Source organism: Halorientalis sp. (assembly GCF_028275115.1).
Lineage (GTDB): Archaea > Halobacteriota > Halobacteria > Halobacteriales > Haloarculaceae > Halorientalis.
This window is the reverse complement of record NZ_JAQCNH010000001.1, coordinates 1-25,722: the sequence shown is the minus strand read 5'-3', so window position 1 is coordinate 25,722 and position 25,722 is coordinate 1. Positions and strand designations below refer to the sequence as shown.

The window sequence follows — 25,722 nt, the reverse complement described above, 5'->3', positions numbered from 1 at the left end:
TCCTTCCGGCGCGGTAGAAATTGCCCGTTTTCACCGGACACGTCGCCTGCCAATCAGCTGTACCGGTCTTCCGCCCACGGGTCGGCCGTCACAGAGTAGCCCCGCTGTTCCCAGAACCCGCGCTCCGGTTCGGTCAGGAACTCGACACCACACACCCACTTTGCGCCCTTGTACGCGTACTTGTGCGGCGTCACGACCCGAAGGGGGCCGCCGTGGTCGGCGGGGAGGTCCTCCCCGTCGAACCCGTAGGTGAACAGTACCTCCTCGCGCATACAGGCTTCGAGTGGCAGGTCCGTCGTGTAGTCGTCGAGCGCGGTAAACATCACGTGACAGGCGTCGTCGTGAACGCCGGCGCGCTCGGCCAGTTCGGGGAACGAGACGCCGGTGAACTCGCAGTCAAACCGACTCCAGCCGGTGACGCAGTGGAAGTCCTGTCGCTGGGTGACGCTGGGGAGCGCGGTGAACTCCGCCCACGACAGTTCCAGTTCTTCGTCGACGGCTCCGCTGACCCGGAAGGTCCACGTTTCGGGGTCCCACGCCGGCGTGTTTCCCTTCGAGAGGACTGGGAAGTCGCTCGTCTCGTGCTGGCCGGGCGGCAGCCGCTCGTCGCCGAACTCCTCGTAGAGGTCCGTAACGTCGGTCACGGGTACGGTCGAACGAACGGGTTACAGCCACCTATGCGTGCCGACTTTGGACGGACCTGTCGTCTGTGGGACTGCTTGCCGATAGCGGAACCCGAGTGATGGAATCCGGAAATATAGTACTCGTATCTGGAAAGTCTAGTTTGCGATTGCTGATAAAGAATTTTACTCGAACCGAAGAATCCCCGTCAGAGTTAAGTACCCCTCAGTCGAAACTTTCACTGTCCAAATGTCGAAGGCAGAGATAACAATCCCCGAGCACCTCGAGATGCGAATCGCCCAGCTCGTCGAGAAGGGGGAGTTCCTAAACCGCGAAGAAGCCATCGAAGACCTCCTCTCGACCGGTATCAAGGCGTACAAGACCAGCGGTCCGGTCGACGAAGACGACGAGGCTGGATTCGAAGACGACGGGATGATGGGCCACGACGACGAGTACGTCTTCTGACAGTCCGCCGACCGCCAGACGCCGGTGCCCACCCACAGACTGGGTTACGTCGCCGTCGGTCGAAAGTAGTCGCCACGTTCGTCCGGTCCGTACCGACACAGCTATGTGAGCCTGTGACGTGAGTTGTCGAAAACCCTTAAACGGCGCATTTGCGTATATCGTCGTAGAGATGCACAAAGACGAACTGCTTGAACTGCACGACCACATGGTGCAGATCAAAGACTACTTTTCGAGTCTGGAGGATGTAAACTCGGGACTGTTCGACCCGTACGAAGAACTCGACGTGACGCCAAACGACGTGCACAAATCCAAGAGCGAACACAAACACGCCGTTTTCGTCCTCGGGAACGCGCTGGCCACCGCCATGAGTGAAGACGAGTTCTCCGACGCCGGCCGTATCGGCAAACGGATGAAGGAACTCGCCGAGGACGCCGAGAGCAAACTCTAAGCCGGTGACTGCGGCCCGCACGGACGATACAGGTATCGAGTTACACGCCTGGCCGCCGAGAGCGCCCTGACCCGGCCGGTCTGTCCGAGGACCAATGGCTTGATGAATCCCGGGAGCGGTTGTACCGAACGACATGGCGTCCCTCCACCACGCGACACTGATAGCCGCGCTGACGTTTGTCGTCCTCGTTAGCGGTGCCGGCCTCGTCCCCATAACAGGGGCCACGTCGGTCGGTGGGCAGGCGGTTTCGCTGCAGTCAGACGCGATCGACGCGATGGGATCGGTCGATAGCTATCGGACGGTCACGAACCTGGACGTGTCGACCGGAGCCAACCGCACGTTCACCAACGAGACGACGCTGGTCAACCGATCCACGGTGGCCACGAGCGTCTACAGTACCGACGGCAACGACACCACCCACCGCGTCGGTGGCCAGGCCTACCGCAACACCAGTGACGGCTGGCAGACGGTTCCCGGCGGTTTCGACGGGAGGAACGACCCTGCGCGCGAACAGATGGCGTTGCTGAACGACTCACAGGTGGCCGACTTCCAGCGCGCACGGACAGACGGGCAACCGACCTACCACCTCGAACTGGCGCCGAGAAACAACACGCTCGCGGCGATTCTGGTCGAACAACCCGGCAACGGTATCGACCGGGCCGCGCCGGTGACGGTACTTGACCGCTCCTACGACGTCTTCCTGAACCGGACCACCCACCGCATCCAGCGGGTCGAGATGACGCTCAAATTCCGGAACCGTGGTGAAATCGGGCGCGCAACGATGGTAACGTGGTTCTCCGGGTACAACGAGACGGTTCCGACGGTGCCCACACGCCTGCAGTCGGACGGCTGAGACGGCGGCGGTCTCAGGGTCGCTCCAGAACGTTCACGCAGGACACTGCGCCGGTCGCGTTGCGACCGATGCCGATGTCGTGCTGGAGTCCGACCTCCGGCCCGTCCACCTGCACGTCGCCGGCCTCACGCCGGAGCTGTTCGAATATCTCGGCGATTTGGGCTCCGCCGGTCGCCCCGATGGGATGGTCCTTCGACAGCAGGCCGCCAGAAGGGTCGACGGACTTGTCGCCGTCGAGATGGGGGTGACCGTCGTCGAGGAACTGGCCGCCCGCTCCCTCGTCACAGAACCCCAGGTCCTCGTAGGTGATTAGTTCCGTAATCGAGAAACAGTCGTGGACCTCGGCCACGTCGATGCCGTCGGGGCCGAGTCCGGCGCGTTCGTAGGCCTGCGTGGAGGCCTGCCGGGTCGCCGGGAAATTAGATGTAAAGCGCGTCATAGAAACAGGAAGCCCCACCCTCAAGGAAGCCGCGTCAGCGGCTGAGTAGGGTTGGGTAGTTCACAGCGGTAACAGCGCGGAAGCCCACCCCTCCAGGGGTGGGAGGAAGCGCGTAAGCCACATTACCCCTTCGGTGGAGTCGGTCATCTTCTCGGTGCCGATGACCAGCGCGACCTCGACGTCACCCGCTTTGACGGCCTGAACGGCGTTCCGGAAGGCGTCGCTCCCGGTCGCACAGACGTTCTCGATTCGGGTGATCGGCCGCTCGAACAGACCGGTAGCATGAGCGACGGCCGACCCCGACGCCCCCTCGCTGGCGATGTCGATGGTGCCGTACCAGGCAGCGTTGATGTCGCCCGGGTCGACGCCCTTGTCGACGCCTTCGATTGGCGAGAGGGACACCGATTCGAGCAGGTCGTCGAAGGACTGCTCGTACAGTTCGCCGAAGTCGATTATCCCTGCGCCGACGACGTGTGGGTCCGTCACGCGAGCCACCGCCGGTGTCGAGTGTGGCCAAACCAGTGTTTCGCTCTGGGCTGACTCGTGTTTTCTCGTTCCGGGGAACGCTGAATTTGAACGAGTTGATCGGCCGCTCGCCGTCGCTGAACAGTTCACGGAAGCGGGCGACCACCTCGGTACCCACATCGATCTCGGCCAACAGGCCGTATGCCCGAACCGGTTCGCCGTCACCGACCTGTGGCAGGTCGACGACGGCCACGGGTTGCGGCGTCTCGATGTCCTCGGGGAGGTACTGCTGGACGACGAACGTTTGAATCTCGCCGTGTTCCTGCAGTTGCATCTTCGCTATCTCGGCTGGGCCGTCCCCACACCGTTTGCAGGTGCGTTTCTCCTCCGGGAGCGACACCCAGCCGCAGGCCTGGCACCCGAAGCCGGCCGAGTGTCGATTCCGGTGTTTGCTTCGTTCGTATCGTGGCCTGCTCATGTGGTCTTCACCCCCTCGTACTCGACGGACTCGCGGCACTCCTGGTGTTTGGCATAACTGGTCTCCTCGCTGGCGTCGAGATACGTGGCGACCGACTTGGCACCGGCCGTCCCGACGCCATCACCCGTCTGCAGAGCGACTGCACCGGCACCGCCAGCGCCGTAGGCGACGAGTAGCACCGTCTCGCCGGCGTCTGCGGTCTCCGGCAGGCGCGCCAAGTCGAGCAACGCGGCGGCCGCGTCGGCGGCGGCCCCGGCGAGTCGGCCGCTGGGTGCCACGGCCGCGGCGTTCGCCGGTTCCGTCCCGTCGAGCGCCCGCTCCGTGGCCGCTGGGACGGCATCCTCGACACCGTGTCGGCTCTCGAACTTGGAGTCGCCGCTCTCTCCGGGTTCGCCGTGGCGGCGGTGGTGTTCGACGAACCCGGTCGTCTCGTGTGCTGTGCCGAGGAGTTCAGCGGCGGGACTGTCGGCTTCGGAGCGGAGGACGACCGCACCCGCGCCAGCACCGGCTTCGGCCACGTCGTCGGACTCGGGTCAGCGGGGAGGACGTCGACGCCGACTCCCGCACAGGTCGGTCGTCCGAACGGCTCCGGTAGCGCCGAGGCGGTAGGCGGCGTGTGGCGCGACCCCGTGTTCGGCGAAGGGACCGCTCACGCTCGCGGTGAGAACTGCACCGAGGTCGTCACCAGCCACGCTGGCACGGGTGAGAGCGTTGCCGGCCGCCTCACAGGCCATCGTGATATGGTTCTCGTCGCGGGCCGGCACGGCGCTCTCGCCACGGCCCCGACCGCCCTGCTGGGCGGCCACTTCGCTTCTGTCGACGCGATACAGCGGGACGTAGCCGCCGTGTCCGTCGATCACGACCACCCGGACCACCTCTCGACGACCGGAACGCTTCCGAATTCTGTGTTCGTATTATTAACGCTCCACGAGAGCCTGGTAACAATCCCTTCCGATGGAAGACGAAAAACATACATGTAAAAAGTTGGAAATTCACGACGGGTTGCGACCTGTATCCGGTGTACCAGGCAGGTCTTAACACGAACCACCTGCTCACCCCTCTCTGGTTTACAACTGACAAGATACATCGAAACAGGGTTTACAGCGTTCCACTGCTCCGGTGGAGTTATACCGGTGGGGGTACAGCTACCCCGCATGTCAGTTGACGACATCGAGCGCGTCGCGGTACTCGGCGCCGGGAGCATGGGTCACGGTATCACAGAGGTCGTCGCCATCGCCGGCTACGACGTCGTGATGCGGGATATCGAACGGGAGATCGTCGACGAAGGTTACGAGGATATCGAGTGGAGCCTCGAGAAGCTCGCCGAGAAGGGCATCGTCGACGAGGAACCCGAAGACGTGATGAGCCGGATCGAGACCGCGGTCGACCTGGAAGCCGCCGTCGAGGACGTAGACCTCGTGATCGAGGCCGCGCCCGAGCAGATGGACCTCAAGAAGGAAATCTACGGCGACCTCACTGAGTTCACGCCGGCGGACACCGTTCTCGCGTCGAACACCTCTTCGCTGTCGATCACGGAAATCGCGACGGCCACCGACAAACCCGACGCGGTCGTCGGAATGCACTTTTTCAATCCGCCAGTCAAGATGGACCTCGTCGAGGTCATCTACGGCGAGCAGACGACAGACGAGACTGCCGAAACGGCCTACGAGTTCGTCGAGTCTATCGGCAAGACGCCGATCTACGTCCGGAAAGACGTGAACGGTTTCGTCGTCAACTCGGTGCTGGGTCCGTTCGGCGACGAGGCCGGCTGGATGGTCAGTGCCGACGAAGCCACCGTCCGCGAGGTCGACGCCACGATGGTCCACGAGCGCGGCTATCCGATGGGCCCATTCGAGCTGGGCGATCTGACCGGTATCGACATCGGCTACCACGTCCGGAAGGAGGCGGGCAAGCCGGTTCCGCCAATCGTCGAGGAGAAAGTCGAGGCCGAGGAACTCGGCCAGAAGACCGGCAAGGGTTACTACGACTACGAGGACGGTGACGGGGCCGATTACGGCCACGAAGACGCGTCGGAGGAGTTCGACTGGCTCCGTATCGAGGCCCGGATGGTCAACGAGGCCGCCAAACTCATCGGGTCGGACGTCGCCACGCCCGACGCCATCGACACCGGAATGCGCCTGGGTGCCGGCTTCCCCGAGGGCCCCTGTCGCCGCGCGGACAAACTCGGACTGGACGCGGTGCTGGACAAACTGGAGACGCTACACGAGCAGACCGAGGCCGAGCGGTACCGGCCCGCAGACTATCTGGTCGAACTCGTCACCGACGGCCACACCGGTGAGGACGCCAACCGCGGCTTCTACGAGTACGGCGAGTCGGGCGGCGACCGTGAGTACCGCACGCTGAACGTCCTCGAGGCGGGCGAGGTGCTGGCCGTCGAACTCGACCGCCCCGAGCGGATGAACGCGCTCAACGAGGACCTGATGGACGAGATCGAGCACGTCCTGAACAACGCCGATCTGGAGACAGTTCGCTGTGTTACGTTCGAGGGTGCGGGCGACCGCGCGTTCTGTGCCGGCGCGGACATCGGTGGCTTCGCCAGCACCGAACCCTGGGAAGGCGGTACGATAACCTCGATGTTCGAGACGGTGAACGACTTCCCCAGGCCCACAATCGCCAAGATCGATGGCTTCTGTCTGGGTGGCGGTCACGAACTCGCGCTGGCCTGTGACCTCCGGATCGCGACCGAGGACTCGCAGTTCGGCTTCCCCGAAATCAACCTCGGACTGCTCCCCGGCGGCGGTGGCACCCAGCGCACGATGCGGATGATCGGCGAGGCGCGTGCGAAAGAACTCGTCTTCCGCGGCGAGCGCATCTCCGCCGAGAAGGCCGAAAACTGGGGGCTGATCAACCGAGCCGTCGACCCCGAGGAGTTCGACGACGTCTGTGCGGAGTTCGTCGACGACATCGTCGAGGGCCCGCCCGTCGCGCTGGACTACGCGAAGAAGATTATGAACCGCGGCGAAGACGCGAGCCTCGAAGCCGCACTGACGATGGAGAGTCAGAGCTTCGGCCTCCTGATGAGCACCGAGGACGTCCTCGAGGGCACCTCGGCGTTCGCCGAGGACCGCGACCCCGAGTTCGAGGGCAAATAGATGGACGAGGACGACGAGAGCCGGTCGACCCCGGTCGACATCGATCCGGACGCTCCCAGCGCGGAGGTGGCCGCGTACGTCCTCGAAAACCACGGCTATCTCTCGTGGCTGAACATCACGGTCGCGGACCTGGAGGTGGGCCGTGCGGTCATGCATCTGCCCTACCAGGAGAAACTCGCAAACTGGGTGACGGGCACGATTCATGGCGGCGTGACCGCCACGCTGATCGACACCTGCAGTGCGTTCGCGCTCCGGACGACCATGGACGATCCGATGGAGACGACGCTGGCGACGACGGACCTGGACGTGAAGTACGTTCGGCCGGCGACCTCCGATATCGAGGTCGAGGCGGAAGTCATCCGCTCGGGTACCTCGACCGGCGTCACCCGGGTCACCGTCACCGGCGAGACGGACGACGGCGAACGCAAGGTCGTCGCCATCGGCGCGACGACCTACCGACTCTTTACGGACAGTTCACTATGACAGAGAGCTACTTCGAGACGGTCGAGATCGGCGAACAGCGCGAGACCCAGGCCCGGACGGTCACGGAGACGGACGTGGTCAACTTCGCCGGCGTCAGCGGCGACTTCAACCACCTGCACACCGACGCCGAGTCGATGGCCGACTCGGCCTTCGGCGAGCGGATCGCCCACGGAATGCTGGTGTTCTCGATAGCGACGGGCCTGCTCTGGCAGTCCCGGTCTCAAAAAGAGCGTGACGCCGTCGTCGCGTTCTACGGCATCGACGAGGTGCGGTTCGTCGGGCCGACGCTCATCGGCGACACGATTCACGTCGAAATCGAGGTGCTCGAGAAAGAACCCCGAGAGCACCCCGTCGCGACCGGCGTCGTCCGGTACGACATCGCCGTGGTCACACAGGACGACGACACGGTGCTGTCCTGTGAGATGCTCTCGCTGGTGACCTGACGCGGAAGAGCGGACGGCGCGTTTTTACGGAAGAACGAGGAGAAAGCCTCGCCATTTAGGGCGGGGTTGAATCTGACAACTTGGCGTCAAACCACACTCGCAGCTACGGCTGGATATTCCACCACGGGTATTAATACGAATAATTATGTATGTAATATGCTTACGTGTGTCGAATCAGGCCATCACTCGGACACTGAAAGCGAGTCTCACCAATCACTCGCAGGTCCACGATGATCTCGATTCGCATGGCTTCGCCGCCAGCAAACTGTGGAACATCGGTCGATGGACGATATCCCGTGTTTGGGATGTATCGGCCATACTCCAGACGCCGATGAAATCTGTTCGTACCTCAAGAATCACGACCGCTATGCGGACTTGCACTCACAGTCCAGTCAACGAGTGCTCCAAGAACTCGGTGAAGCGTTCATCTCGTGGTACGAACAAAACGGTTCTAACGCGAACCCGCCCGGCTATCCTAAAAGCGGCGACGAACACCCACGCTCAACGGTGACATGGAAGAACAAGGGATTTAATTTGGATACCGAGTACGACCGCGTTCGTCTTTCAAAGGGAACGAATATGAAGGAGTCTCGGTACGCCGCAGACTACATCCTCTGTGAGTTCACGGTTCAGGCAGACGAGCAAACACTTGCTGATATTGAATCCGTCCAAACTGTTCGAGCGGTCTAGACTGGTGAGAAATGGGAACTGCATTTTGTCCGCGAGATGTAGATTGAAACGCCCGAAACACCCGGAGAGAAAACTGCTGGTATCGATCTTGGAATCTGCAATACAGCGGCCGTCTCTGTCGGTGACGAGACACTGTTGTACCCCGGCAACGATTTGAAAGAAGATGCTCACTACTTCCGTCACGAGGAGTACGCTACGGGAGGTGAGAGTGGCCCAAGCCAGGAAGCACAACAGCTCCGACAGAAGAACTCTCGTCGGCAAGACCACTTCCTGTATACCCTCTCAAAAGATATTGTTGAGCAGTGTGTTACCCGGAGTGTCGGCACGATAGCCGTCGGCCACCCGAAGCAAATTCGCGATGACTCTGACTGGGGACGCCACGGTAGCAAACGGCTACACGATTGGGCGTTTGAAACGCTTCTAAGCCACATTGAATACAAAACAGCGGAACGCGGTATCGACGTAGAACGCGTTTCCGAGGGGAAGTTGAAAACCTCGAAACGTGTTGTGAGTGTGGGACAGGGGCAGATTCAAACCGTGTTGAGCGTGGATTGTACGTGTGTGAGAACTGTGAGTTAGTCGCCAACAGTGACCTGAATGCCGCGGAGAATATGCGAGCGACGGTAACTCCGAGTCTGTCACAGGATAGGAGTAATGGCTGTTTGGCACAGCCATCGGTACGCCTGTTCGGTAAATCGACCGGGAGAGTAGCCCCACAAGAACAGGTAGTATCGTGAAGTGCCTCGGTGTCAAGCCCCGAGGCTTCCTGTTTCTCTGACAGAACTTGCAGAAACCGTCTCTCGGTGAGACGTTTCCACAGCGGTTCCAGTCTCCGCAGGCGTCAATTCGGCGTCTCCCCAACCTACTTGATAGCGACGGAACGTAGTCTGACTGTCCGTGTTTTTGGACTCTAAGCCACCTGTTTCTCCGTCACGGCTGTTGAGTTACCGGGGAGAAATATACTGATTTGATTGGCAGCAGTCGGATTCATCCACAGGGGCAAGCCCCGTGGCATTCGCCTCGACAGCCTGTAAACCACAATATCCCAACGGCGGTCGGGAATCCTCGCCCCTCGGGACGGGGGGATGTCAATCGTCCTCGTGGAGCGTCTCCAGGATCTGCGGGTCGGTCCTGAATTTGAGGACGTTGTGGACGACGGAGTTACGGATGTTGTGCACGACCCCGCCGTAGTTCTTATAGAACTCGTGGATCCACTTCGACTCGGCCTGGCGGTCGGGAAACATCATCACCGACTTCCACTGGTACTCGCCGTCCGAGAGGAAGTACATCAGCGTGTTCGGCGAGTCCCGGATGTACTCCATGGCCTCGCGCCACTCGTCTTCAAACTGCTCCGGGTTGATCTTGAACTCGAACATCCCGAAGATGAAGTACTCCTCGTTGGGGATGATCGCCTCGCGGAAGACGCCTTCCTCGCGCATCCCGCGGATCGACTCGCTAACGGTCACGTGAGACACCTCGATGTCGTGTTCGGTTTCGAGGATTCTGGCCAGGTCACGCGAGGACAACTGTGGGTCCCGCGATAGCTCACGTAGTATCAGTACGTCCCGTTCCTTGAACTCCCAGTCCGGTGCCGTTTGTTCTCCGCTCACGCGTCTCCCTCCATCGCCTGTGTGGTGGTTTGTAGGTTCATTTTACGCTTTTCACTCGGACACAAACTGCGACACGGCTTCGGCGAACCGCTCGGGGCGATCCTCGACGACCCAGTGGTAGGCGTCGAGTTCGATCACGTCGCCGCCGACGTCTTCGGCCAGCCGTCTCCCGTACTCCAGGGGCTGCATCACGTCCTCTGCACCCCAGAGACAGAGCAGGTCGGCCTCGATATCGTCGTAGTTTATCTCGGTGGTGTGGCTGGTGTTCGTCGCGACTGCGTTTCGGCACAGCGACATCTGCCCGCGCTCGTCAGCCCAGGGCGCGGCGATTCCCTCGACGAAGGTCTCGTCGACTTCCTCACCGTAGAGCCCCTGTCTGAACGCCCCTTCGAGCATCGCCTGGAACTCCTCGGGGTCCTGCTCGGCGGTGTCGGGCAGGCCCAAATTCGAGATGAACTCGACCGGCCAGGAGTCGTAACAGACGGCGTTGGCCATCACCAGATCGGTCACGTCGCCGGGCTGATGTGCGGCGTACCGGACCGCCGCGCCGCCGCCGATGTCGTGGGCGACCGCGGCGAACTCGTCGATCTCGAGTTCGTCGAGCAACTCCTCCAGCATCAGCTCCTGGGCACGGACCGACCGGTCGAACCCGTCGTGCATCGCCGAGTTCCCGTAGCCGAGCATGTCCGGAACGATTACCCGGCGGTCGGTCGCCTCGGCGACGGCGGGAGCCACGTCCCGCCAGAGGTACGACCACGTCGGAATCCCGTGTAGGAAGACGATGGGTGGGTCGTCGTTCGCGGTGTCGACCTCGCTCTCGCCCTCGTCGGCCGGTTGGTCGGACCCCGTCCGGCTCTCAGAGGGACCGTGTCCCTCACTGTCGAAGAAGGCCACCGACAGGTCGTGGCCATCGACGGTAACGGTCGCGTCGCTTTGCTCACTGGACCACTCGTCGTGTGTGTAGCGTGTCTCGGACATCCCTAGAGATGATCCGCGATGATGTTCTTCTGGATCTCGCTGGTCCCGTCGTAGATCTTGGTGATACGTGCGTCCCGGTAGAACCGCTCGACCGGGTGATCGGTGACGTAGCCCGCGCCGCCGTGGACCTGAATCGCCTCGTCGGTCACGTCGACCGCCCGCTCGGAGGCGAACAGTTTCGACATGCTCGCAAGTTTCGTCGCCAGATGGTCGTTACCGGACTCGATGGCCGCGCCCGCGCGATATGCCAGCGACCGGCTGGCCTCGATGTCGGTCGCCATCTCGGCGAGCTTGTGCTCGATGGCCTGGAACTCGTCGATAGACTGACCGAACTGCTCGCGCTCGCTCGCGTAGTCGAGTGCGGCGTCCAGCGCCGCCTGTGCGACACCGACGGCCTGCGCGGCCACGTCCGCCCGGGCCGGGGCGAAAAACTCCATGAGCTGGTAGAAGCCCTGGCCGACCTCGCCGACGACGTTCCGCTCGGGAATCCGGAGGTCGTTCAATACGATCTCGGCGGTGTCCTGTGCGCGGATGCCGAGCTTGTTGTCGATACAGGCGGCTTCGTAGCCGTCCACGTCAGTCGGGGTCAGGAGTGCTGTAATGCCGCCGTGGCCCTCGCCGGTACGGGCCATAACGATGGCCACGTCGGCGACCGTGCCGTTCGTGATCCACATCTTCCCTCCGTTGACGACCCACTCGTCACCGTCGCGCTCGGCCGCGGTCTCCATCCCCGCGACGTTGCTCCCGTGTGCCGGCTCGGAAATGCCCATACAGATGGGTGTCTCGCCGGCCGTAATCCGCGGGAGCCACTCCTCTTTCATCCAGTCGTCCCCGTACTCCAGCAACATCTCCGTCCCGAATCGTGCGGCCGAAATTGACCCACCGATGCCGGGGTCGGCCCGCCACAGCTCTTCGGTCACGAGGAGTTCGCTGATGGGGTCCATCCCCGCACCTCCGTACTCCTCGGGGACGTTCGGTGCGACGAGGTCCAACTCGGCGGCCGCTTCGAGCAGGCCGTTCGGATACCGCTCGTCGGCCTCGTACTCGCCTGCGACCGGGCGAATCTCGGCTTCGCCGAACTCCCTGACCGCTTCCCGGATGGTGCCTTGCTCCGCTGTCAGCCGGAACGACATACCGGCTGTTCGTTACCACTGGAAAAATAAGTTCCGGGGAGCCGAAACGGCGTTAAGATTCTCGCCGGGTTTAAGTCCGCGCCCGTCGAGAGTATCCGCTATCGTATGCATCGGATCACGCTCGGAAACACGTACTTCGAGGGCGAGAACGACGCCTACCTGTTCACTGGCGCGGAGACAGCACTGGTCGATACGGGTATCGCCACCGCCGACACCCGCGAGCAACTCGCGGACGGACTGGCCGAACACGGCGTCGAATTCGCCGACATCGACGCAATCTTTCTCACACACTATCACGCCGACCACGCCGGTCTCGCCGCCGAGATACAGGACGAGAGCGGCGCGACGGTCCACGCCCACGCCGAGGACGCGGCACTGATCGCGGGCGACGACGACGCCTGGGACGACCTCGAAACCCGTCAGCGCGCGGCGTTCGAGGCGTGGGGGATGCCCGAGGACGAACAGGAGGTACTGGAGACGTACATGCAGGCCGGCGTCGACCACCACACCGCCGGGGCCGAAGTAGAGACGTTTGCGGACGGCGACCGCTTCGACCTCGGCGAGGTGACACTGGAAGTCGTGTACACGCCCGGCCACACTGCCGGACTGTCCTCGTTTGCCCTGCCCGAGCGAAACGACGTCCTCACCGGCGACGCGCTCCTGCCGGTGTACACACCGAACGTCGGTGGCGCCGACGTGCGCGTCGGCCGTCCGCTCCAGCGCTATCTCGACACCCTCACCCGGGTCGCCGACGCCGAATTCGACCGCGCCTGGCCCGGCCACCGCGACCCCATCGACGACCCTACGGCTCGCGCCGAGGAGATCATTCACCACCACGAGGAACGGGCTCACCGCGTCCTGCAGGCGCTCGACGACCTCGGCCCGGCCGACGCCTGGGCGGTCAGCGCCGACCTGTTCGGTGAACTGGACGGCATCCACATTCTCCACGGACCCGGCGAAGCCTCGGCTCATCTCGACCACCTGACCCGTGAGGGCGACGTCGAGAGAGACGACGGTCGTTATTCGCTCCCGGACGAGACGCGCGACCGACTCCAGGCCCACGACGGCGAGTCCTGGCCGCTCTGAGCGGCCGGCGGCGTTCCATCAGGCTCCCTGTTCGGGGTCGGCCGCCAGGTCGCCGAAGCCGGCGATCCGGAACTGCCGCGAGTCGGTGCAGTCCTCGACGGCCGCTGCGAGGGTGCCGACCGTGTAGTCGAACCGATGCTCGAAGGCGTCGTAGCTGTCGTCGGCCACCCGGTCGATCACCGCCGCGACCGTGAGGTCCTCGCGGTACTCCTCGCGGAAGGCTGTGGCCTTCTCTGCGGCGACCGCCGCCGTCTCCTCGTCGGCCCCGAACTCGTCGACGAACGCGGTTTCCAGTTCCGCTGCGAACTCGCTGTCTTCGGTGTCGCTCATGTGCGAGTCACGCTCGGCGCTACACCTATTCGTTGTGGATTCCGGTCGCCCGACGCGCCGCCGCTCTCGGAGCCGTGACACATGTCCACGTCCCCCACCCGGAATAACTTGTTGCGGAAGGAGGGGATTTATACGATAGAGCCGTAGCATCAGTGTGGACTCCCCATTCGACGTTCTCGGGATTGAACCCGACGCGGACGACGCCGCGATTCGCGACGCCTACCGTCGGCGGGTCAAAGAAGCACACCCCGACCGTGGTGGGTCCGCTCGCGAATTCCGGCGCGTCAAGAACGCCTACGAGAGAATCGAGAACGGATGGGAGCCCGACGACCAGTCCGACCCCGTTCCCCAGCAGCCCGGTCGGCCGGACTCGGAGGCCGAGAGCGAGTCCTCAGAACCGGCGGGCGCCCGTGTCGAATACCTCGACTACGAGGTACTCGGCGACCACGGCTGGGAACTCACCGACGAGGCTCTCTTCGAGAAAGCCGCCGGTCAGTCCCTCGACGAGGAAGATTACGGTGAGCTACACGTCCAGCCCAATCAGTCGTTGCTGGAGGCCGCCGAGGAAGCGGGCCACGCCTGGCCCTTCGCCTGCCGTGGCGGTGCCTGTACGAACTGTGCCGTGGCCGTCATCCAGGGCGAGATGCCGACGCCGACCAACCACATCCTCCCACAGGAGATGCTCGACCGGGGCATCCGCCTCTCCTGTATCAGTTCCCCCGTCGACGGCGACGCGAAAATCGTCTTCAACGTCAAGTACCTCCCCGGTGTCAACGACCTTCTCCTGCCAGCCAGTCGGTTCGAGGGTGCGTCGACCACCGACTGAGTGCCCGCGGTTGGCCGGTCGGTTTCCTCGGACACAGACCGAAACCGAGAGTCGCCCGCACGACTCGTGTGGTCACGCCGCTCTCAAAACCGAGTCACGGTCGTCGCTCATCGTGGATTCCGCTGAAGCGGCCATCGTCGCTGCGGTGAATATAGGCGACGATACCGACACCGTGGGTGCAGTGACGGGCGCGGTTGCCGGCGCTCGGTTCGGCGTCGACAGCCTCCCCGACCGCTGGGTGGAACCCCTCAACTGTGAGGCGGCGCTCCGCTCGTTGGCGACGACCCGACCACCGCGTGATCATGTGTTACGACTGCCGATGACGACCCCAATCACTACCATCGTACTCTCGACGTCACTCGGTTGGAATCGACTGCCTGGCGGCCATTTGTGCCTGGTCCGACTGGTCGGTGGCTCCGAGGATCGGGCTCATCCCAGAGACGCACGCCAACCGCGTCGCACCGGCGGCGGGCCTCGTGAATCTCCGGACTGCCGGCGAAATCGTGTCCCTCGGAGACGCCGTGGGGTGCGGTCGTCTGCGTGTCGAGTACGGCGTCGACCGTGCGCAACGAACCGTCGAAACACAGGGGCTCCCGGACGAGATCGGGGGCCCGGCTAGAAACCGGTCGGTGACGGTGGGAAGGAACGGAGCACATCGGGGTGGAGATGGCGCTTAATTGCGAAATAAGACGTAGAGAAGACCGCCTGTAGCCGTTACGAGTATTCCAGCAACGAGCATCAGCGCCCGGTACCCCTCGACGGTGCTCACGAAGAACGTCTCGGCGACGAACGTGAAGCCGACCGCACCGACCGTCTGTCCGAGACGGAGCATACTGGTTCGCACCCCCATCATCCCGGCTCGCAGGTCCGCCGAGACGAGCGTAATCACTTTCATATCGACGGACGGCAGCGCGAGCCCGATCCCGATTCCGAAGGCGATTAAGGCGATAGCAATCGACCATGTCGTAGCGGATCGCCAGATGAGAAGCAGGCCCGAGCCGAAGGCGACGAATCCCAGCGAGATCAACTGCGGAGCGGTCCGTCGCTGTGAAATCCGCCCATACAGCGACGACGTGACGGCATTCGCCAGCGCTGCGACGGCCAGTATCAATCCGATGGTCGAAGCGGTCAGTCCGAACTCGTCACTCAACAGCAGCGGCAACGCCGTCACCACGGCGCCATAGTAAACGAACACCGCGAAGAACATCGCAGCGAAAAGTGCGAGTGCTTCTGGCGACAGAATCACCGCATAGATTCGGGTGACGTACGTGGAGAGCTGGACGTCTGACGCACCAGTCGACTCGTCCAACGTCACCACTGCGAGAACTCCGATCGGAATCGCTACCCCGAAAAAGAGAAACGGGACGCTCCACCGTATCGTCGCGAGTGTGCCGCCGAGCAGTGGATAGAAGGCCGCCCCGACACCGATCATACTACCGTTTATTCCGACGAGGGTATCGCGACGATTCCCATCGTAGATATCACCGATCAGAGTGACCGCGAGCATCACGAGCGCGGTGGCCCCGATGCCCTGGAGGAATCGCAGTCCCAGGGCAACGAGAAGGTTCGTCGTAAACGCGATTCCGGCGCCCGCGATGCCGAAGGTAAAGAGTAGTGGGACCAGCACCCACTTACGACCGATTCGGTCGGCTGCGTATCCGATGAAGGGGGTAATGAATATTCCGGGGATAGAATAGGCGGTAACGAAGAGCCCGACCACTGCGTCTGAGACACCGAAGACTGCGCGTAGCTCTGGGAGGAGTGGGCTGATTAGTGAAACACCCATGACACCGATTAACGAGCTCGAGACGATGACGTAGAACACGACGGAGTACCAGGGAACTGCCGACCCAACCGTGTCTCCACTCGTGTTTTCCGCCATAGCCGGTACTGATAACGCTGACGTCTGTGTTGCTTATATCACTGCGGTTTCCGAGTGGCCGCTAACTGGACCACCGGTACCGAGTTATCAATTCGTCTCCTGCTTGCCGCCCCAGGCCTCGACGAGGACACCACCGCCACGATGGACGACCGCCCCGAACGAGGTGGCCGCGCCCGCTCCGCAACTTCGCGCGTTGCCGGCTGACGAACATCCCATCGTCCGGAAAAACGCGTGCTGGGCGCTCAACGGTGAACTCAAGCTTCCTATAACCAGCCTATCGTGGAACCACGAGGCGTTGTTCTGATCGTTTCACTTCCATAGCTTAATATTGCGACCTCAGACGGATTTCAGACTCCTGAACTCACGACGCAGTATCGACTCCCGACTCGACACGCTCGGGAACGAACCCCGGTGCCAATCGACCAGTCCGTCCGCCGTCGGTTGATGTGTCTCGACGAACTCGAGGATAGCGTCTAACGTCTCGACGTACCGTGTTGCACCGCCGAACATCGGTACGATACCTCGAAGTCGCTCCGAAGGCATGCAAACACATCGATGCCGTCAGATATGATCGTTTCCCCGCCAGAGCCGAAACGTCCAGACGACGACGGTGATCTGTCTCGCTGGTCTGACCGCGGCTAGCTCGATGGAATCGATATTTGATAGATCGGCATCGCAGTCGAGCGTGCCAACCCGCGTATCCGTCTGTACCGCGGGGGTGCGCGACATCGGTCGTGTAAGCACCCTGTTTATATCAGACGAGTAGACAGAAATGCTCCATTCTGCTCGCGCCGTTCATAGCCGTGCTCATCGCGCACCCGTCCGCTTTCTCCGGGTCTTTGCCGAACGCGGGCAGTCAGCGCAGACACTCCGCGCGCTCCGGGCGGTAGTCGGCGAGTTGGCACTGGTTCAGTCGCTTCTCGGTGGGTCCGAGAACGATTGAGATTGGGCCAAGAGTTACAGTCGACACTCCGGGTGAGTCCGCCTAATCGGATTGCCTGTCCACTTTGGAAACCGCCGGACGGCGGTGGGGTGATTTTCGGGTAGGGTGTAATTGCCTTCGACATTGCGTTTACCTCGGGTTAGGATAGGCCAAGGAATCGCAGGACGTCGGAAGGAAAGGAGTGCTCCGACAGGGATTCGAACCCTGGTCATTGCCGTGAGAGGGTACCTGTCGAGGTCACCGCCTTGTGGCGGTTTTGACCATCAGTTGGCCCCGTCAATCCCGGGATTTCCGTTGTGACAGGTGAAGCTAACGGGTGCCAGATATAAAAATCAGCGGCTCATTGCCTCCGAGGCAACTTCGAAGGGTCGGGTCAGGTTCGTCTGACGCTCACCGCGACATCAACCGTTCGATCAGTCTATCAAACATTACCCCTAGCTTGGAATGGAGCATGATGCGCGGCAGGACAATATACCGATCACCGTCAGCCAGTGAGTGATGCTGGATTCTCTGCCCTTGAGCATCGGTATGGCGGACGCTCTGGGCAATCAAGTAGTCCTGGTCGTGTCTCTGACCTACGGAGGGTGGGAATGTCGACCGAAACTAAACTCAGCTGGGTGCAAGTAATTATTAGAATGCAGGACCAAGAACTGGTATGATCCCAGAAGAGGGGGCAGAAGCATCGGACACGGGAGACGGGTTCGACGCGTGGCGCGCGCTTCAGAAAGCGACTGATAAGAAGCGTGCGGACATAATCGCCGATATCGTCGGCCATCCTGAAGACTCGATAAGTGTAGAAGAACTGTCGTATATGAATCCGCCTCTCAGTGAAGATTCGATCAGACGCCACCTCAAGACGTTAGTTGATGTGGGTGCCGTCCAAGAGTGTACCTTCGCCGCCGGTGAGCGCGATCGGGACTATCCGTACAAATTCTACCGAATCACTGACGAAGCCCGGCAACTGTTCGACAAAAATGGGTTGTTCCCCGTAGCTCCGTGGCAACGACAGTATCAGACCGTCGGAAAGACACCCCGAATCCGGGATATCGAGCAGATGCCCCGACCCCGCTCGTAACAGTCTCGGTAATCGGGTCGAAATTCGTAACTTCGGGACAGTGATTCGCGGGATAGAATCCGCGGATCAGATCGCTCTCGTTGGGTCTTTACGAGGCCGCTCTTTTCGAAGATGTCGGACATTACGCCGATGTCCGTGTAACCCCTCGACAGCGTCGCTCCCGCGTTCATCGTCGCGTGCGCGATCAGCAGTCGGCGTCGAAGACGACGTAATCCGGGACTGCCATTACTCCTCTGTCGAGAAGCGAGCGTCACGCTCCTCCCGATCCTGATCGCGTTTCTCGTGGAGGATTTCGGTCGCAAGCGTATCGGTGGTCGCCTCGCTGTGAGCGGCGAAGCCACGCATCTCGCTCGGCGTACGAACGGATTCGACGATCACCGTGCCGTCCTCGGTCTCTCGGAACACAACTTTCCCGGGAGTATCGATTCCGGACTTCTCACGGAACCGCTTCGGGATGGTTGCCTGGCCGTGCTTCGTAACGGCGACGACTTCCCTATCAGAGGTTCCCGGACGTTCTGGTCCACTCATTATGTACAGTATTGGGTCCATTCATACGTGAGGATTTCCCATGACGCGGGCCTCATTCACTATGGAAACTGAGTTTTCGGTAGGTATCGGAGCAAATGAACCAGTTCAAATTGCTCTTGATGCTACAGACGGATATTCACCGGAATTAGAGATGTTCTGAGACGGCCGTGGCAAGATGACTGGGTTTGATCGCGGAATCACCTTGTTCGACCGCGTATCGCGCGGCTTCAATGACGAGGGTTTCGAGAGTGGCTGCCGATACCCCCTCTGTTTCTGTTGCTAGTCGTGACAGATCCGAAGCCGAGACATTTGATGGCCGGGTTGTGAGCTGTTGCTCCAAGATAGCCGCACGGGTGTCTTCGCCAGGCATCCCAAACTGGAACTCACGGTCGATACGACCGCTCCGAACCGCGGCTGGATCAAGCTCGTCCCGACGATTGGTTGTCCCGACAAATAGCGTCTCGTTTCGGGTGGTCCGCTCTAAGTAGGCCAGGAATTCAGTCGTGACCTTTTCGTCCTCCTGGTGTTTATCGACACCTCCCCGAGCCGGAAGCAGAGTGTCAATCTCTTCGGCAATGACCAGCGCGTATCCATACTGCTCGCCGATATGAGCCGCCTCTCTGAACAATGTCTGGACGTAGTCAGTCGACTCGTTGAGCCACCGACTCTGGAGCCGCCCACATGTGATCACGACGTACGGATATCCAAGTTCACCAGCCAGTGCGATTGCTGAATAGGACTTGCCCGTGCCTGGTGGCCCGGCGAACAGCAGATTGGGGATATTGATCCCGAACCGGCGGTACTGGCTGCGCTTGGGTCCGAGTGGGCGTACGACGGTTCGCCGTAGCTCTTGTTTGAGTTCACTGAATCCACCCACATCGTCCAAAGTGCGGTCCGGGGCAGATCGCCATGGGAACGAGAGGTCGACATCCAGGTCTGCCTGTAGACTGGTGGGACTGCCGGCGTCGGGATTACCACGTTCGTTAAAGCTGCCCGTCGCCGTCATGGTCACACGGGATGGATATTGTGGTCGGGTACTGTCGGGGATGATCCGTGGTCGCGGATGACCTCTTGGACAGCGTTGTCGTGTTGTACCTCGCTGACGAGCGTAACGATTCGATCCACAGATAGCGGCACGTTGTACCGAGTCCGGAGGCGACGTGCGTACGCTGGATCGTCCTCGGGAATATCGAAATCGTGTACCTCACGGTCGCGAAGCGCCAAGCGGATCACCGCGAGATCTCTGAAATCCCGGAGACCGAGTTTTTTAGCGCGCCAGTCTTGCTGGCTGGCTTGGTCGCTCTCGTCACCACCGTGCAGGAAGTCGTGACAGAACTGGCAGAGACTGGTGCCGACGTCCGGTTCGTACTGCCAGTGATGATAGCCGAGATAGGCCAGATTGAGTTGATTGAGCGAGCGATCACAGAGCTGGCAGGTGACGGTCCACTTCCAGTCCCACACTTCCGCCAACCGCTGGACTTCCTCAGTGAACTCCCGAGTGTGTGGAAGCCCGAGGTCTTGGACTCCGACGCGGAACTGACGCTCCCAGTACTCCTGCACCAACGCACGGAGGTCGTCAGTCGTCGGTGGCGCGGTGGAGATGTTCGGCGTTACCACTGCGGACCAGCGGTGCAGTTGGATGTCGCAATCGAAGCACTGGACATCAGTCCGTACCGGGTGTTCCGAGAGACCTGTGAAAAGTTGGTCTGCGACTTCGCCGCATCCCGGACAGAGGACGATTGCTTCACCGTCCTGGAAACGGCTCTGATCTATGGCGTCTCCGAGGACCAACGCGTAGTCCAGGGGCGTGTCTGAGGATTGTTCTGCGGGATGCTGTACTTGGTGACCACAGTGCGTGTGTCCGTGCGATTGATGGGGACACGTTTCGTTTCTTTGCATGGGTTGATCTGTTGCCCAGAGAAACCCGGTCCGGGTGTTCCAGCACCCGGGCGTTTCAAACACCCCGATGGGACCGGGCTTCTCCTCTCAAGGGTAGGAGTGGCACTAGCATAAAAAGTTGGAAATCAGCTGAGAGGAGATGTGTAGTCACCAACGGAATCCACACTCAGGAACGAGTAATACTGACAAACCCTCCACCGCCGCACACCCTGAAACACTTCTGATCTTGAATTAGTGGCCCACGCTTTTTCGGGGGGTACAGGAACGTTTGCTTCTGTAGAGTGTCAAACGTATTATCGACTCTTCGGCCCCAAGAGCATATGATAGCAGGTGTCTCAAACCATCGCTTGACTGAAACGAACCTTTCGTGGGTGAAGGCGCCCAAGTCAAAGCAATGCGCAACTCCGTCTATGAAGTCCGTCATGGTGATCGTGATTACGCAACTCCTTAGGGTATAATTCAACCAGATTATTGGACAATATACTGTGGATGGATGTAGCACTTGTCTGGGTGAATTCTCACTAACTTACAATTAATGACACCGACAATACTCTGGTATGGCAGCCGCTGATGCTGTTTCAATCGACGAAGCGACGGGCAGACTCACTATCGAGTCGATGGAGATCGACGATGGAGATCTCGTTGATTTCCTGCGCGACCATGACCCGGACGAGCGGGCTGAAGTCGTCTCGGAGGCGCTAACGATCGGAATGAAGACGATGCAGTTGATGAATACCTCGCAGGATGTCGAGTACGTTGAGCGACGCCTCAGCGAACTTGAGGCGGAACTCGCTGACCGAGTAGATACGTTTCGGGAAGAGTTGGACGAGAAGGTCGGTGATGATGGCACTCTTCAAGAGGCGCTCGACGAGTACGTCGGTGAGAACGGGACGTTGGAAGAGCGAATCGAAGCCGCGTTCGATGACGATGGGCCATTCGTTGAGCGCTTGGACAAAGAACTCGGAGAAGACGGCGAGCGCATCCAAGCGGCACTCTCCGACGAAGACGGTCCGCTGCACACTGTCGAACAGCGATTGAAAGACGAGATTGAGTCGGTGCGTGACAAACTTGTGGAGCAGGAAACTGAGGAAGCCGTCCGAAGCAGAACATATCTTAAGGGCGGTGATTTCGAGGATTCTGTCGAGCAGATACTCAATGATATCGTCCGACAGACGCCCAACAACGTCGAGTTCACTGGAAATACGACAGGGAAAATCGGTCGTGACGTGGGCGACTTTGTTGCTACGATTGCAGAGACAAATCAGCGGCTTGTGATTGAGGCTAAGACTGAGAGTTACTCGACACAGAGTATCAAAGACGAAGTGCAGGAGGCTATGCAGAACAGGGATGCGGCATATGGGCTGTTCGTTACGGATTCACTGGAAAACCTGCCACGGACCAAAACCGGATGGTTCCACGAATTCCCAGATCAGAATACTGTTGTCGTCGCGTTGAGTGAAACTAACGAAGACGACATAGAATCTGGATATCTCCGCATCGCGTTCCACTGGGCCCGTATGCGTGCAATTCAAGCATATGCTGAGGTCGACAGCGGCTTCGATCCAGAGACACTCCAGGTGGAACTGAACGAGATTGAGGAAGACATCGGCCGTTTTCAGCAGATTCGTGGGGAGTGTAAGGAGATTCAGAAATCACAGGATCGGATCAGGGGGACACTCAGTGAGATTCAGGAGAGCATCACGTCCCGTCTTGCGACGATTGAAGCCGAATTGATGAAGGCAGACGCCGAGTGAATCCTTTGCCTCCAGCGTGGGAAATTGAGAGAGGGTGAATTCACCGGAAACCTGATTATGTACATACCGGTATCGTAGACAATAGCGAACAGTCTCTGTGACAATTCGAAGGACATCTAAATGATTGTAGATCAGATCGTAGAGCCTGATTTTGAGAGTCTTGAAAGCGCTCTTTCAGAATCACAGGGCCTGGATAAAGTACTCGTACTTTTTGCAACTTGCACGGTTGAGTGGAGGGGGAACAGAAATGGGTCGATCGGTACGGGCCAGCGGATTATTCTCTGCAAACCCGATGGCGCTATCTCAGTCCATCGACCAAACTGGGCGCGAGCGATCGCCAGACAGGGAGTAAATAGCACCTTGGAACTGTACCCACTGGAGAATGGTTTTCTCCTCTATGCAGGCAAATCAAAAGGAGAGCATACGATCCATATCCATCTCTTGGAAGTACCGCTCGTGGTCGTTTATGATGCTTCTGACAACGCTGAGCCAAAGCACAGAGAGACAGAGGAGAAAATGCACGAGTTCATCAAATCCAATCCGGAAGCTCTGGAGGACGGGCTACGGCTACTGCATCACGAGTACCCGATCGATGTGGGCACGATAGATTTCGTGGGTGCTGACAGAGATGGGAATCGGGTCATCATCGAAGTGAAGACAAAGTATGCAGAGCTCTCTCATGTGGATCAGCTACAGCGGTACGTGAAACACTACAATCGGACTGCCAACCCGTCAGTACGGGGACTTTTAGTTGCGCCGGGTTTCGGAAAAAAGGCCAAACGAGAGCTCCGAGAAAATGGGCTCGAAAAATGCAGGCTGAAAAAATTCCAGCATCAAGATTTGGGCCCTAATCAATCATCTTTCGAGAGATGGCAATAACCCAGCTGCCGTCGACAGATGCGCCTTCCTTTCAGGACGACATCCCTTACTGGGTAAGTTCTTTTTTTTTTTGACGTGATGTAGCATCTATCGGTGCTGACCGAATTTTAGAAAAAGAATGAATGTACACAACTCTTCACGGGGACTCTGTAACGGCTTATTCTACTGTATCGGCGACCTCCTCTTGAGTTATCGGCGCATTTAGTTCTCCTTCATCGATCGCGGCATCTATCACACGGCTACAGAGACTCAAGATCTGTCGGACGTTCCCCTGAGATTGCTGGAGGATATACCTGAGTGCATCCTCGCTAAAGGGTTCGATCCCGCTCGCACCCTGGGTCCGAGCAATATCGAGATACTCTCTGACGAGGTCCTGAATCTTCTCTTCAGTCATCGGACGTAGGGCAACTTCCTGCCCGATCCGCTCCGAGAACGCGTGGTACTCGCTCATCACGTCTTGCCACACTTCGGGGGCACAGCCGAACAACACGCAGAGACCGTTGCTATTCTGGTCCATCAGGTGTCGAATGCTGTTGAGTGTCGCCTGCTCGTCCTTTGGAGAGAGACGGGCAATCCGTTCGAACTCGTCGACGAACATGAACACACCCGTGTAGCCCAGGTCACGAAGCATGTTCTTCAGGGCAGTGAAGGCCCGCACAGCGGTTGTATCGTCGTCGATCGCACTGTGAATCTCCATCTCTTTCCGCTGCTCGTACCGAAGCCCTTCAGCGGTCAGCCACTGCCACGCGTAGAGATTCGTGTCCTCGTAGACCAGGTGGACGATGGCCCGAGCGAAATCGGCGAACTTCGTCACGTCGCTCAGTTGTTGAACCGCAGCCGGAACGATTTCCGAGAGCAGTACTTCTCCCTCGTCGATAAGTTCCTCCATGGCCGCGGCGCTCATGGGATTCTTATCCGTCCCGTCTCGAGTAACTTCCGCTAAATACTCGTAGCTCAGCTTCTGGAATCGGTCGAACCCGACATCGTAGATGAAATCGTGATAGATGTCGAGAAATCCTTCGCCCGGTTGAGCCACGTATCCGACGAAGACATCGTCCCGATCACGGACGAGTGATCTGGTGTATTTGAGCGTGTGTGACTTTCCGTTACCGTACTTGCCGGTCACGACCAGATGTTTCGACTTTCCAGTGCTGAGGACTGTCGAGACGGTGTTGCTGATCTTGTCGGTCACGTGTTCTTGGCCACAATAGATCAGTGGATCATCGTCGGGGACTGGACTGTAGGGGAACGGGTTGCTCTCGAGACCGAACTCCGAGTAGTCGCGCTGTTCGTCCGTGATGGTGAAGTTGTTGCTCATGACTGTGTGTACGTGAGGTCGCGATCGTGTACCGTGAGATAGTAATACTGTTTGCCGAACTGTTCGATACCGGCCATCACTCTCTCGGTGGACTGGGAGGTCGAAACCAGGGCGCCGTCGTCGGCGAGCGACATCGTCTTGATTCCATAGGACGCCTCTTTTGCTCCGGTATCAACCGGCGCACCGGATAACTCCAGTTTGCCCACGTTTTGCTGGGCGATCTGGCTGAGGGCGTCGTCGAAGGCATCGCGAGTCGTACCGAGGCGACTACATAACTCTTCGCGGACCTCGGGAATGGAGAGATAGCGCTGGCGCATTCCGACACCAGCGGTCTCCTCCATATCATCGTAGACTTTCAGGAGAGCGTTTGCAAAACGGGGTGGGACAGTGTTTTTCTCCGCTAGGTAGTACTCGCCGGAGAACGCGTTTCGCTGGACAACACCGAGTCTACCTGCCCAGTCCCCCAGTACCTCAACGCTGGCCTGATTGTAGGAATACGGCGTGAACTCGGCATTTTCCTCGAGACTTACCAGCGCGTCTTCAAGTGTTATCGGCCCTTCCGACTCGACAACATCCACGAACTCTCCGTAGTGTGGGCTGCGTGTCTCCAGAATGGAACTAACACGGGTCCAGTTCTCATTCTGGACGGCTTCAACGAACGACTCTCCGACAGCGGTACTGTCGTACAGATCATCGTCCACCTCTTTGATGAGCGATATCCGGGTGGATTCCAGGATGGCCGAGCGAGCCCGTCGATGACTCACGCCGAGAGCGTCCTCTATGTCATCAGTCGTCCGTTCTTGCGGTTCACAGAGGTGTGTGGTTTCGACGAGTCTCGCAATAGTCACGGGCCGAACGGTCGGTCGCTCGTCACTCATGTCAACCTCCGGACCTGCTGTTTCGCGAGGCGGTATGCTCGTTTCGTGACATCGTTCCCCTGAAACCGCAAGTCAAGGTACCCTTCCAAGTCCTCATTTGCGGCA

Annotated in this window: 29 protein-coding genes and 1 pseudogene; 13 read left to right on the top strand and 17 right to left on the bottom strand. The window is 60.0% G+C overall.

Annotation, left to right across the window (positions count from 1 at the left end):
- Positions 1–53 precede the first annotated feature (53 nt).
- Entirely contained in the window at positions 54–644 is a 591-nt protein-coding gene (locus Q0964_RS00150; RefSeq protein WP_299262158.1) for a sulfite oxidase-like oxidoreductase, read from the bottom strand.
- Positions 645–870: 226 nt separating this feature from the next.
- Here Q0964_RS00150 and Q0964_RS00145 point away from each other — a divergent pair, with 226 nt between their 5' ends.
- From Q0964_RS00145 to Q0964_RS00135, 3 genes are all read left to right on the top strand, one after another.
- On the top strand, positions 871–1,086 hold the full coding sequence (locus tag Q0964_RS00145; RefSeq protein WP_299262157.1) for a ribbon-helix-helix domain-containing protein: 216 nt from the start codon (positions 871–873) through the stop codon (positions 1,084–1,086).
- 169 nt (positions 1,087–1,255) lie between these two features.
- On the top strand, positions 1,256–1,534 hold the full coding sequence (locus Q0964_RS00140) for a UPF0058 family protein (protein WP_299262155.1): 279 nt from the start codon (positions 1,256–1,258) through the stop codon (positions 1,532–1,534).
- 133 nt (positions 1,535–1,667) lie between these two features.
- Positions 1,668–2,387 carry a hypothetical protein gene (locus tag Q0964_RS00135; protein WP_299262153.1) on the top strand — a complete coding sequence of 240 codons (720 nt, stop codon included), beginning with the start codon at positions 1,668–1,670 and terminating at the stop codon, positions 2,385–2,387.
- 13 nt (positions 2,388–2,400) lie between these two features.
- Here the strand turns inward: Q0964_RS00135 and Q0964_RS00130 are convergent, their stop codons facing one another.
- From Q0964_RS00130 to Q0964_RS00115, 4 genes are all read right to left on the bottom strand, one after another.
- Positions 2,401–2,826, bottom strand: coding sequence for a thiolase family protein (locus Q0964_RS00130; protein WP_299262151.1), 426 nt, complete (start codon positions 2,824–2,826; stop codon positions 2,401–2,403).
- 60 nt (positions 2,827–2,886) lie between these two features.
- Complete coding sequence (locus Q0964_RS00125; protein WP_299262150.1) at positions 2,887–3,312, bottom strand: thiolase family protein; 426 nt, start codon at positions 3,310–3,312, stop codon at positions 2,887–2,889.
- A 453-nt stretch (positions 3,313–3,765) separates the two neighbouring features.
- Positions 3,766–4,287: a hypothetical protein gene (locus Q0964_RS00120; RefSeq protein WP_299262148.1), complete on the bottom strand. Its 522-nt coding sequence runs from the start codon at positions 4,285–4,287 to the stop codon at positions 3,766–3,768.
- A 15-nt stretch (positions 4,288–4,302) separates the two neighbouring features.
- Positions 4,303–4,644, bottom strand: coding sequence for a hypothetical protein (locus Q0964_RS00115; protein ID WP_299262147.1), 342 nt, complete (start codon positions 4,642–4,644; stop codon positions 4,303–4,305).
- Positions 4,645–4,923: 279 nt separating this feature from the next.
- Here Q0964_RS00115 and Q0964_RS00110 point away from each other — a divergent pair, with 279 nt between their 5' ends.
- The 4 genes and pseudogenes from Q0964_RS00110 to Q0964_RS00095 all read left to right on the top strand — a co-directional run bounded on the left by Q0964_RS00110 (position 4,924) and on the right by Q0964_RS00095 (position 9,235).
- The gene (locus Q0964_RS00110; RefSeq protein ID WP_299262145.1) at positions 4,924–6,882 is read left to right on the top strand and encodes a 3-hydroxyacyl-CoA dehydrogenase/enoyl-CoA hydratase family protein; all 1,959 of its coding nucleotides are present in this window, start codon (positions 4,924–4,926) and stop codon (positions 6,880–6,882) included.
- Positions 6,883–7,365, top strand: coding sequence for a PaaI family thioesterase (locus Q0964_RS00105; RefSeq protein ID WP_299262143.1), 483 nt, complete (start codon positions 6,883–6,885; stop codon positions 7,363–7,365).
- The gene (locus Q0964_RS00100; protein ID WP_299262141.1) at positions 7,362–7,808 is read left to right on the top strand and encodes a MaoC/PaaZ C-terminal domain-containing protein; all 447 of its coding nucleotides are present in this window, start codon (positions 7,362–7,364) and stop codon (positions 7,806–7,808) included. The genes Q0964_RS00105 and Q0964_RS00100 overlap by 4 nt, the downstream gene beginning before the upstream one ends.
- 166 nt (positions 7,809–7,974) lie before the next feature.
- Positions 7,975–9,235: pseudogene (locus tag Q0964_RS00095) on the top strand (RNA-guided endonuclease InsQ/TnpB family protein).
- Between the two features lie 351 nt (positions 9,236–9,586).
- Here Q0964_RS00095 and Q0964_RS00090 read toward each other — a convergent pair.
- From Q0964_RS00090 to Q0964_RS00080, 3 genes are read right to left on the bottom strand one after another with little or no spacing between them, the layout of a single operon-like run.
- Positions 9,587–10,108, bottom strand: coding sequence for an Lrp/AsnC family transcriptional regulator (locus tag Q0964_RS00090; protein WP_299262139.1), 522 nt, complete (start codon positions 10,106–10,108; stop codon positions 9,587–9,589).
- 51 nt (positions 10,109–10,159) lie between these two features.
- A complete protein-coding gene (locus Q0964_RS00085; protein ID WP_299262137.1) occupies positions 10,160–11,086 on the bottom strand; it encodes an alpha/beta fold hydrolase in 927 nt (308 codons plus the stop codon).
- Positions 11,087–11,088: 2 nt separating this feature from the next.
- On the bottom strand, positions 11,089–12,219 hold the full coding sequence (locus tag Q0964_RS00080; protein WP_299262134.1) for an acyl-CoA dehydrogenase family protein: 1,131 nt from the start codon (positions 12,217–12,219) through the stop codon (positions 11,089–11,091).
- A 105-nt stretch (positions 12,220–12,324) separates the two neighbouring features.
- Here Q0964_RS00080 and Q0964_RS00075 point away from each other — a divergent pair, with 105 nt between their 5' ends.
- Positions 12,325–13,305: an MBL fold metallo-hydrolase gene (locus tag Q0964_RS00075; protein WP_299262132.1), complete on the top strand. Its 981-nt coding sequence runs from the start codon at positions 12,325–12,327 to the stop codon at positions 13,303–13,305.
- Between the two features lie 18 nt (positions 13,306–13,323).
- On the opposite strand, the gene Q0964_RS00070 is transcribed toward Q0964_RS00075, so the two are convergent.
- Positions 13,324–13,635, bottom strand: a complete 312-nt coding sequence (locus Q0964_RS00070) for a hypothetical protein (RefSeq protein WP_299262130.1) — start codon at positions 13,633–13,635, stop codon at positions 13,324–13,326.
- Between the two features lie 154 nt (positions 13,636–13,789).
- On the opposite strand from Q0964_RS00070, the gene fer reads away from it, so the two are divergent.
- Both fer and Q0964_RS18400 read left to right on the top strand, forming a co-directional pair.
- Positions 13,790–14,461, top strand: coding sequence for a ferredoxin Fer (gene fer, locus Q0964_RS00065; protein ID WP_299262128.1), 672 nt, complete (start codon positions 13,790–13,792; stop codon positions 14,459–14,461).
- Positions 14,403–15,080 (top strand): ADP-ribosylglycohydrolase family protein, encoded by a 678-nt coding sequence (locus Q0964_RS18400; protein WP_414652122.1) that lies wholly within the window; start codon positions 14,403–14,405, stop codon positions 15,078–15,080. Before fer ends, Q0964_RS18400 begins: the two co-directional genes overlap by 59 nt.
- Before the next feature lie 54 nt (positions 15,081–15,134).
- Here the strand turns inward: Q0964_RS18400 and Q0964_RS00055 are convergent, their stop codons facing one another.
- The 3 genes from Q0964_RS00055 to Q0964_RS00045 form a co-directional block, all read right to left on the bottom strand.
- Entirely contained in the window at positions 15,135–16,343 is a 1,209-nt protein-coding gene (locus Q0964_RS00055) for an MFS transporter (protein ID WP_299262126.1), read from the bottom strand.
- 87 nt (positions 16,344–16,430) lie between these two features.
- Positions 16,431–16,559 carry a hypothetical protein gene (locus Q0964_RS00050; RefSeq protein ID WP_299262124.1) on the bottom strand — a complete coding sequence of 43 codons (129 nt, stop codon included), beginning with the start codon at positions 16,557–16,559 and terminating at the stop codon, positions 16,431–16,433.
- Positions 16,560–16,679: 120 nt separating this feature from the next.
- On the bottom strand, positions 16,680–16,886 hold the full coding sequence (locus Q0964_RS00045) for a hypothetical protein (protein ID WP_299262122.1): 207 nt from the start codon (positions 16,884–16,886) through the stop codon (positions 16,680–16,682).
- A 1,055-nt stretch (positions 16,887–17,941) separates the two neighbouring features.
- Here Q0964_RS00045 and Q0964_RS00040 point away from each other — a divergent pair.
- Complete coding sequence (locus tag Q0964_RS00040; RefSeq protein WP_299262120.1) at positions 17,942–18,361, top strand: helix-turn-helix domain-containing protein; 420 nt, start codon at positions 17,942–17,944, stop codon at positions 18,359–18,361.
- Between the two features lie 225 nt (positions 18,362–18,586).
- Here the strand turns inward: Q0964_RS00040 and Q0964_RS00035 are convergent, their stop codons facing one another.
- The 3 genes from Q0964_RS00035 to Q0964_RS00025 form a co-directional block, all read right to left on the bottom strand.
- Positions 18,587–18,889, bottom strand: coding sequence for an AbrB/MazE/SpoVT family DNA-binding domain-containing protein (locus Q0964_RS00035; protein ID WP_299262119.1), 303 nt, complete (start codon positions 18,887–18,889; stop codon positions 18,587–18,589).
- 145 nt (positions 18,890–19,034) lie between these two features.
- A complete protein-coding gene (locus Q0964_RS00030) occupies positions 19,035–19,895 on the bottom strand; it encodes an AAA family ATPase (protein WP_299262117.1) in 861 nt (286 codons plus the stop codon).
- A 2-nt stretch (positions 19,896–19,897) separates the two neighbouring features.
- Positions 19,898–20,506: a hypothetical protein gene (locus Q0964_RS00025; RefSeq protein WP_299262116.1), complete on the bottom strand. Its 609-nt coding sequence runs from the start codon at positions 20,504–20,506 to the stop codon at positions 19,898–19,900.
- Between the two features lie 839 nt (positions 20,507–21,345).
- On the opposite strand from Q0964_RS00025, the gene Q0964_RS00020 reads away from it, so the two are divergent.
- Positions 21,346–22,542, top strand: coding sequence for a hypothetical protein (locus tag Q0964_RS00020; RefSeq protein WP_299262115.1), 1,197 nt, complete (start codon positions 21,346–21,348; stop codon positions 22,540–22,542).
- Between the two features lie 120 nt (positions 22,543–22,662).
- Positions 22,663–23,421: an endonuclease NucS domain-containing protein gene (locus tag Q0964_RS00015; protein WP_299262114.1), complete on the top strand. Its 759-nt coding sequence runs from the start codon at positions 22,663–22,665 to the stop codon at positions 23,419–23,421.
- A gap of 157 nt (positions 23,422–23,578) precedes the next feature.
- Here Q0964_RS00015 and Q0964_RS00010 read toward each other — a convergent pair whose 3' ends face one another.
- A complete protein-coding gene (locus Q0964_RS00010) occupies positions 23,579–24,739 on the bottom strand; it encodes a BREX system ATP-binding domain-containing protein (protein WP_299262113.1) in 1,161 nt (386 codons plus the stop codon).
- A complete protein-coding gene (locus Q0964_RS00005) occupies positions 24,736–25,617 on the bottom strand; it encodes a hypothetical protein (RefSeq protein WP_299262112.1) in 882 nt (293 codons plus the stop codon). The genes Q0964_RS00010 and Q0964_RS00005 overlap by 4 nt, the downstream gene beginning before the upstream one ends.
- Positions 25,618–25,722 lie beyond the last annotated feature (105 nt).

Coding starts and splice junctions, on each gene's coding strand:
- Q0964_RS00145 (WP_299262157.1), top strand. CDS start 871: ATGTCGAAGGCAGAGATAACAATCCCCGAGCACCTCGAGATGCGAATC.
- Q0964_RS00140 (WP_299262155.1), top strand. CDS start 1,256: ATGCACAAAGACGAACTGCTTGAACTGCACGACCACATGGTGCAGATC.
- Q0964_RS00135 (WP_299262153.1), top strand. CDS start 1,668: ATGGCGTCCCTCCACCACGCGACACTGATAGCCGCGCTGACGTTTGTC.
- Q0964_RS00130 (WP_299262151.1), bottom strand. CDS start 2,826: ATGACGCGCTTTACATCTAATTTCCCGGCGACCCGGCAGGCCTCCACG.
- Q0964_RS00110 (WP_299262145.1), top strand. CDS start 4,924: ATGTCAGTTGACGACATCGAGCGCGTCGCGGTACTCGGCGCCGGGAGC.
- Q0964_RS00105 (WP_299262143.1), top strand. CDS start 6,883: ATGGACGAGGACGACGAGAGCCGGTCGACCCCGGTCGACATCGATCCG.
- Q0964_RS00100 (WP_299262141.1), top strand. CDS start 7,362: ATGACAGAGAGCTACTTCGAGACGGTCGAGATCGGCGAACAGCGCGAG.
- Q0964_RS00085 (WP_299262137.1), bottom strand. CDS start 11,086: ATGTCCGAGACACGCTACACACACGACGAGTGGTCCAGTGAGCAAAGC.
- Q0964_RS00080 (WP_299262134.1), bottom strand. CDS start 12,219: ATGTCGTTCCGGCTGACAGCGGAGCAAGGCACCATCCGGGAAGCGGTC.
- Q0964_RS00075 (WP_299262132.1), top strand. CDS start 12,325: ATGCATCGGATCACGCTCGGAAACACGTACTTCGAGGGCGAGAACGAC.
- Q0964_RS00070 (WP_299262130.1), bottom strand. CDS start 13,635: ATGAGCGACACCGAAGACAGCGAGTTCGCAGCGGAACTGGAAACCGCG.
- Q0964_RS00055 (WP_299262126.1), bottom strand. CDS start 16,343: ATGGCGGAAAACACGAGTGGAGACACGGTTGGGTCGGCAGTTCCCTGG.
- Q0964_RS00050 (WP_299262124.1), bottom strand. CDS start 16,559: ATGGGATGTTCGTCAGCCGGCAACGCGCGAAGTTGCGGAGCGGGCGCG.
- Q0964_RS00045 (WP_299262122.1), bottom strand. CDS start 16,886: ATGCCTTCGGAGCGACTTCGAGGTATCGTACCGATGTTCGGCGGTGCA.
- Q0964_RS00040 (WP_299262120.1), top strand. CDS start 17,942: ATGATCCCAGAAGAGGGGGCAGAAGCATCGGACACGGGAGACGGGTTC.
- Q0964_RS00035 (WP_299262119.1), bottom strand. CDS start 18,889: ATGAGTGGACCAGAACGTCCGGGAACCTCTGATAGGGAAGTCGTCGCC.
- Q0964_RS00030 (WP_299262117.1), bottom strand. CDS start 19,895: ATGACGGCGACGGGCAGCTTTAACGAACGTGGTAATCCCGACGCCGGC.
- Q0964_RS00020 (WP_299262115.1), top strand. CDS start 21,346: ATGGCAGCCGCTGATGCTGTTTCAATCGACGAAGCGACGGGCAGACTC.
- Q0964_RS00015 (WP_299262114.1), top strand. CDS start 22,663: ATGATTGTAGATCAGATCGTAGAGCCTGATTTTGAGAGTCTTGAAAGC.
- Q0964_RS00010 (WP_299262113.1), bottom strand. CDS start 24,739: ATGAGCAACAACTTCACCATCACGGACGAACAGCGCGACTACTCGGAG.
- Q0964_RS00005 (WP_299262112.1), bottom strand. CDS start 25,617: ATGAGTGACGAGCGACCGACCGTTCGGCCCGTGACTATTGCGAGACTC.